7 protein-coding genes are annotated in these 5944 nt (G+C 46.1%); 4 read left to right on the top strand and 3 right to left on the bottom strand.

From position 1 onward, the window contains the following. Positions 1-336 precede the first annotated feature (336 nt). Positions 337-1146, top strand: a complete 810-nt coding sequence (locus tag ACOJTG_RS15560) for an SPFH domain-containing protein (protein ID WP_420154669.1) — start codon at positions 337-339, stop codon at positions 1144-1146. A 49-nt stretch (positions 1147-1195) separates the two neighbouring features. Then, positions 1196-1381 carry a hypothetical protein gene (locus ACOJTG_RS15565; protein ID WP_104710825.1) on the top strand — a complete coding sequence of 62 codons (186 nt, stop codon included), beginning with the start codon at positions 1196-1198 and terminating at the stop codon, positions 1379-1381. 162 nt (positions 1382-1543) lie between these two features. Here the strand turns inward: ACOJTG_RS15565 and ACOJTG_RS15570 are convergent, their stop codons facing one another. Both ACOJTG_RS15570 and ACOJTG_RS15575 read right to left on the bottom strand, forming a co-directional pair. Then, entirely contained in the window at positions 1544-3178 is a 1635-nt protein-coding gene (locus ACOJTG_RS15570; RefSeq protein WP_420154670.1) for a M1 family metallopeptidase, read from the bottom strand. 214 nt (positions 3179-3392) lie between these two features. After that, positions 3393-4019: a 3-keto-disaccharide hydrolase gene (locus tag ACOJTG_RS15575; RefSeq protein WP_420154671.1), complete on the bottom strand. Its 627-nt coding sequence runs from the start codon at positions 4017-4019 to the stop codon at positions 3393-3395. A gap of 169 nt (positions 4020-4188) precedes the next feature. On the opposite strand from ACOJTG_RS15575, the gene ACOJTG_RS15580 reads away from it, so the two are divergent. Beyond that, positions 4189-4623 carry a hypothetical protein gene (locus ACOJTG_RS15580; RefSeq protein ID WP_094810721.1) on the top strand — a complete coding sequence of 145 codons (435 nt, stop codon included), beginning with the start codon at positions 4189-4191 and terminating at the stop codon, positions 4621-4623. A 64-nt stretch (positions 4624-4687) separates the two neighbouring features. Here ACOJTG_RS15580 and ACOJTG_RS15585 read toward each other — a convergent pair whose 3' ends face one another. Further along, on the bottom strand, positions 4688-5218 hold the full coding sequence (locus ACOJTG_RS15585) for a GNAT family N-acetyltransferase (RefSeq protein WP_420154672.1): 531 nt from the start codon (positions 5216-5218) through the stop codon (positions 4688-4690). 222 nt (positions 5219-5440) lie between these two features. Between ACOJTG_RS15585 and ACOJTG_RS15590 the strand changes: the two genes are divergently transcribed. Beyond that, on the top strand, positions 5441-5836 hold the full coding sequence (locus tag ACOJTG_RS15590) for a DoxX family membrane protein (protein WP_420154673.1): 396 nt from the start codon (positions 5441-5443) through the stop codon (positions 5834-5836). Positions 5837-5944: the final 108 nt, after the last annotated feature.

A 5944-nucleotide genomic window follows, 5' to 3' on the forward strand; every position in this document is an offset into this window, starting at 1 on the left:
CAACGTACAGCTTACTAATGAAAAGACTTTATTTCCTGATAACACTTTACTCCGCTAATTCATTTCAAACGTACTTAAAAAACTATACGAGTACAACGCCAGAGGTACCCCTTACGCAAAGTACCAAACGTCGGTACAGTCATACTGTTGGAAAATAAGGAGTTTTACTTTACCGTTCATAGGCCGTTTCAACGAATTCTTCCCAAGCATTTACCATTAATCCTTTTGCGATCAGTAGACTTTTAGTTCTGCCAAATAGATGCTAGTATTGTAATATCATTTTAATATCAATTTACTATGGAAGAAAAAATTATACGACCGTTGTCTGGGGCAATCATGGCTCTGGTAGTACTGCTCCTGGTGGGGGCATTTCTGGTATTCATGCGAACGAATGAGGTCCTGGGTGTTGGAGCGTTGATTCTGGCGGTTCTTTTATCGCCGGGATTCTTTATCGTAAACCCCAATGAGGCGAAACTGCTGGTTTTGTTCGGGAATTACGTAGGTACAGTCAAGGAATCAGGCTTTAAATGGTCGAATCCACTGTACACAAAAATTAAGATTTCGCTGCGGGCTCGTAGTTTGGAAGGCGATAAAATCAAAGTAAACGACCATCTGGGTAACCCCATTGTAATCGGAGCTGTAGTCGTTTGGCAGGTGGCAAACGCAGTACAGGCTAAGTTCGAAGTCGAGAATTACGAACAGTACGTAAAATTGCAAAGTGATACGGCCCTGCGTCATCTGGCGGGTAGTTACGCGTACGACCATTTCGACGAAGACCAACAGGATATTACACTTCGCTCGGGTGGCGATCTAATTAACGAAAAATTGGAAGCTGAACTCCGCGAACGGCTGGCCCGGGCGGGCGTACGGGTACTGGAAGCCCGCATTACGCACCTGGCTTACGCCGAAGAGATTGCCCACGCCATGTTACAGCGGCAACAGGCAACGGCGATGGTCGCTGCCCGTACGAAAATTGTGGAAGGTGCCGTAGGAATGGTAGATTTGGCCCTAAAACGCCTGACCGAAGATCAGATCGTCATGCTCGATGAAGAGAAAAAAGCCGCCATGGTCAGTAATTTGCTGGTGGTGTTGTGCTCGGACAAGTCGGCAAATCCGGTGATCAATGCGGGTACCTTGTATCATTAATGCGGATAGCATTTAAGGCAAGGAGGGTAGGTTTTCCCAGAATGATAACATGGCAAAGGAAAAAGAAGCGAAGAAAGCATTTGTACTGCGAATGGCTCCGAATGAACTGGAGGCCCTACAACGCTGGGCCGACGATGAATTTCGCAGTCTGAATGGACAAATTGAATACTTACTACATGAAGCTTTAAAAGCAAAAAATCGCCTTCCCAAGGAAAAAGGAGAGAAGAAAGATTAAGGGAGTACAATTGTCGAATAACTACTAAAAGGAATGTTCAACAACTGATTTTAGGCTTGGTTACTGCATAAAAAGACCCGAAAAGGATCCACCTTTCGGGTCTTTTTGCTGAGTGAATGATGTTTTAGAAAGATGCATCCAAAGCTCATCGTGCTTGAGCTATTACTTTACCGTCAGTACTTTGCTTTTTACGTAGAAATTAGGATCGACGGAAAGAGACGTAGCGTTCTTTACTTTTAGCTGTTGCCAGTTCGTAGTGGGCTTCAGTAAGGTGTCCGTTTCGCCGAGTTTCACCTTCACGGGCATGTCAAAACCGGCTACGCAATCTTCCCAACGGTATTCCAATTGGCGATCTTTCATGCGGTACACCAGCGTCGGGACACGGATGTCGCGGAGGTACTGATCAAACACTTTGGTTAAATTCAAACCCAGCGATTGACCCACGAACGCTTCCACCTGAGCACCCGTTACGGTTTTGTGGTAAAACGTTTTATTCAGGCCCAGCAACATCTCATGCCAGCGTTCATCGTTGTTAACGATCTGACGAATCGTATGTAGCAGGCTTCCGCCCTTGTAGTACATGTCCCCCGAACCGGAATGGTTCACATTATACGTACCCACCACCGGCTTATCATTTCGGATCAGTTTTCGGCAGCCAATGATGTAGGCGGCGGCGGCTTCTTTGCCGTGATAGTACTCAATAAATAGCGATTCAGAATAGTTGGTAAAACTTTCATGAATCCACATGTCGGCTACGTCGTAATTGGTAATACTATTGGCAAACCACTCGTGCCCCGACTCGTGTACGATGATGAAGTCCCACTTGGAACCCCAGCCCGTACCCGACAAATCGCGACCCAGGTAACCGTTCTTAAAACCATTTCCGTACGTGACCGAACTCTGGTGTTCCATACCCAAGTACGGTACTTCCTCGAGTTTGTACCCGTCTTCGTAAAAAGGATAGGGGCCAAACCAGTATTCAAAGGCTTTCAGCATGAGTGGAACCTGCTGAAATTGCTTCTTAGCGGCCTCTAAATGTTCCGGTAACACGTAAAAGTTCAGAGCTAGCGGCCCTTTCAAACCCTGATATGTATCGGACCAATGGCTGTAATTGGCCACATTCAAATTAACACCGTAGTTGTTAATGGGATTAACGACAGCCCATTCGAAGGTGCGGGTATGATCGGGGTTATCGACTACTCGTCTTAACCTACCATTCGAAACATCCATCAAAGGCTGAGGAACCGTGATGTTAATGTTCATACTATCCGGTTCATCGTAGGGGTGATCTTTGTTGGGCCACCACGAACTGGCTCCCAATCCCTGACAAGCCGTCGCAATGTACGGCTGACCGGCTTTGTCTTTCGAAAAAACAAAACCGCCATCCCAGGGTGCATTACGGGCTACCCGGGGCTTGCCTTCGTAATAGACCGTAATGGATTCCATACGATTGGCCACCTGCGGCTTGGTTAATTCGATAAAGTAAGCATCACCATCCTGACGGCAGGAGAGGGGCTTTCCGTCCTGTTCGACCCGAGTAATGGTCATCGCCCGCTGAAGGTCAATTTGCAGTACCTGGGCGGGTTTCAATACCCGATAAAAAACTTGATTACTGCCCTTGATGGAGCTATCGGCAGGATTGAAACGAACGTCTAAGCGGTAAAAATTAAGGTCCCACCAGGAACGTTCAGGGGTGACGGTACCACGAAGGGTATCATTGCGGGTAAACTGATAGGTTTGGGCATGGGCTGGATACATAAACCCCAGAAGCAACAAGGTAAATAAGGTAATTCGCATAGAAAATTTACAAAGCGTATAGCGTATTGGGTAAGGGAATAGGAAGCAATTTACTCGAAAGATAAGGCCGTGACAAGCAAAATAGATAGAGAGTAATGCATAATTAGTATAACGTAGCGTCGGTAAGCTTATAACGTTAAAGTATAAAAATGAGATACATAAATTTCTAGCAATTAAAAATTTATGTATCTCAGTAACTGGACTTAAACAGCTATCAGTCGGGTAAACGACGTACCTGAATATCTTTAAAATATACTACACTCTTCGGATCATGGCCCTGTAAGGCAAATGTCCCCGAACTAATCACCCGGCCTTTCATGTCGGCGGGGCGATCGGCATTATCGGGCTCGGTATAATCAACAACCGTTTTATCGTTAATCTTGATGGTCACGTGTTTGCCCTGTACGGTAATTTGTTCGGTATACCACTCCCCATCTTTGACGTACACTTCCTTCACATCCTGTACGTTGTACAAACTACCCGTGCGTTTCCAGTCGGTGTGTGAATTGTTGACCTGCACTTCGTATCCTTTAGCTGGCCAGCCCGATTCCTGATACTCCGTATGAAAGTAGATACCGGAATTGGAACCCGGCATCGTTTTTACTTTGGCTTTGAATTCAAAATTTTTAAAGGGTTGTTCAGGGCCTTCGTAGAAAAGGTGAGCTACCGGACCAGCTACTTTGATGGTGCCGTCTTCGACGTGAAAGGTTTCGGCATTTTTGCCGACTTTCCAGCCATTAAGGGTTTTCCCATCAAACAATGAAATCCATTTGGGTTTGGGAGGCGTAAAGGCCGTACTTAGGCCGACGAGTATCGCCAGGCCTAGCAGTTGTTTTTTCATACGGTTACGAAAGAAAAATAGAGGTTTAAGAATTTAGAACTGTAAAGCTACTCGATTGTTGAAACAAACGGATGCCTTACCTACGTAAAACCAATGCCGGTTGTCTGAATAGCTAGCGAATACTGGCATACATTATTTACACTACTGGCACAAAACGACTAAACAACCTATGGATTCTTTAGCAGCAACAACCAGTGGGTTTGTGGGAGCCTGTACCCTCACACTCCTACACGAAACCGCTCGTAAAACCGTTCCCAATGCTCCACGTATTGATATACTGGGCAAACGGGCCCTGTCTAAACTTTTGCCTTCGGGCATTTCGCCTTCCGAGGAAACGCTTCACAAAGCATCTTTGGCAGGAGATATTGCTTCCAATGCTACCTATTACGGACTTGTTAGTCTGGATTCACCCAAAAATGGTGTTCGGAACGGAGCCATTTTGGGCTTAGCCGCCGGGTTAGGAGCCGTCTTTTTGCCGGGTCCGCTGGGATTGGGCGAAAAACCCAGCAACCGTACTACTGCCACGCAGCTCATGACGATCGGCTGGTATCTGGCCGGAGGACTCGCCGCAGGCCTGACCTACCGCTTGTTAGGAAAAAAGTAAAATACGAAGATTCGTGCTTCTAAAGAATTGCCAGCCCTTGCTGGCAATTTTTGTTTTCGGCCTACTAAGCTTCATACCATTGCTCGTAGACTTTATTTTTAATAAGCAAGGTATACGCCAGAAAATCAGCCTCATTGAGTAGTTGAGGGGCCGACATGATCTGTAGGGGGAAGGTTTCCCCGCCTCTCTGGTACGGAGGCTGAAAATACGTGTGCGTATTGAGGTGCAGGCCCAGCCGCTGGTAAAAACGGATTCGGGCCTGATTTGGAGCGTCCGTACCCGGTTGTACTTCCAGTAGGAAAGGCTTTTCCTGCGATGCCAGTAAGGCCTGCATCAGCGTAGTACCCAAACCCTGACCCCGCAGGCTGGGAGCGACCGCTAGGTATTCCAGAAAATCAAATTCCCCGAATTTCCACAATACGGCTACTGCCTGTACCGATTCTCCCCAAATGAGCAGGTGCATTTGCTCTTCTTGTACGACTTGTTTTAAGGACGCCAGCGAGCGACGTTCGACTGGATGGAAGGCTGTTTCTAGTAGCTTCCAGATTTGTAAAAATTGAGGATGGTGACTATCCTGTACGCGAGAAAATGACATGACAGAAAAGGTTAATGAGCCGAACGTGCCTGAAAAAAAGAATGAATGTGTTCGTACACCCGGCTTATTTTAATTCCAACGGAAGTCAATTGGATTGACGAACCAATTAATTAGAATATTTATAGACTTGGAAACGTTTTTTGTACTTTTTTAATTTAACTGGAATCATTTACTGAACTTTGTATCGTAATTATCAATCTATCCTACTGACTGTTTCTATCTATGAATCAGACCCTTGCTTTTGTACTGGCTCGTCTGGCCCTGGCCATGAGTATGCTGGGCCATGGATTAGTACGAATACCTAAATTAAACGGTTTCAGTGCCTGGATGCTGGGGAAATTTAAAGATTCCATGTTACCCGAAGTACTGGTGCTGCCCTTTAGCTACGCGTTGCCAGTGGCTGAGTTGTTAGTAGGGGTGTTGCTGTTGATCGGCTGGATGACGCGTCAGGCTTTAGTGGCAGGTGCGGTAGTGATGATTTTATTGATTTTTGGCTCGTCGATGATTGAAGACTGGGGGGCCATTCCCAGCCAGCTCATTCACGCGGCCTATTGCTGTATTCTGCTGGTTTTTGCGGATACGCATAATGCCTATGCGGTCGATAAACGACTACACTAATAGTTTCCCTTTGTATACGTTGGCTCGTATTCCCTTTTTAAAATTTTATGAAAAAAAGTTTTTTTTCACTCACAGTAGTCGGCTTTTGGATTTGAATGAACGAGTTCG

Origin of the sequence: Siphonobacter sp., assembly GCF_048595215.1 — a bacterium.
Classification (GTDB): Bacteria; Bacteroidota; Bacteroidia; order Cytophagales; family Spirosomataceae; genus Siphonobacter.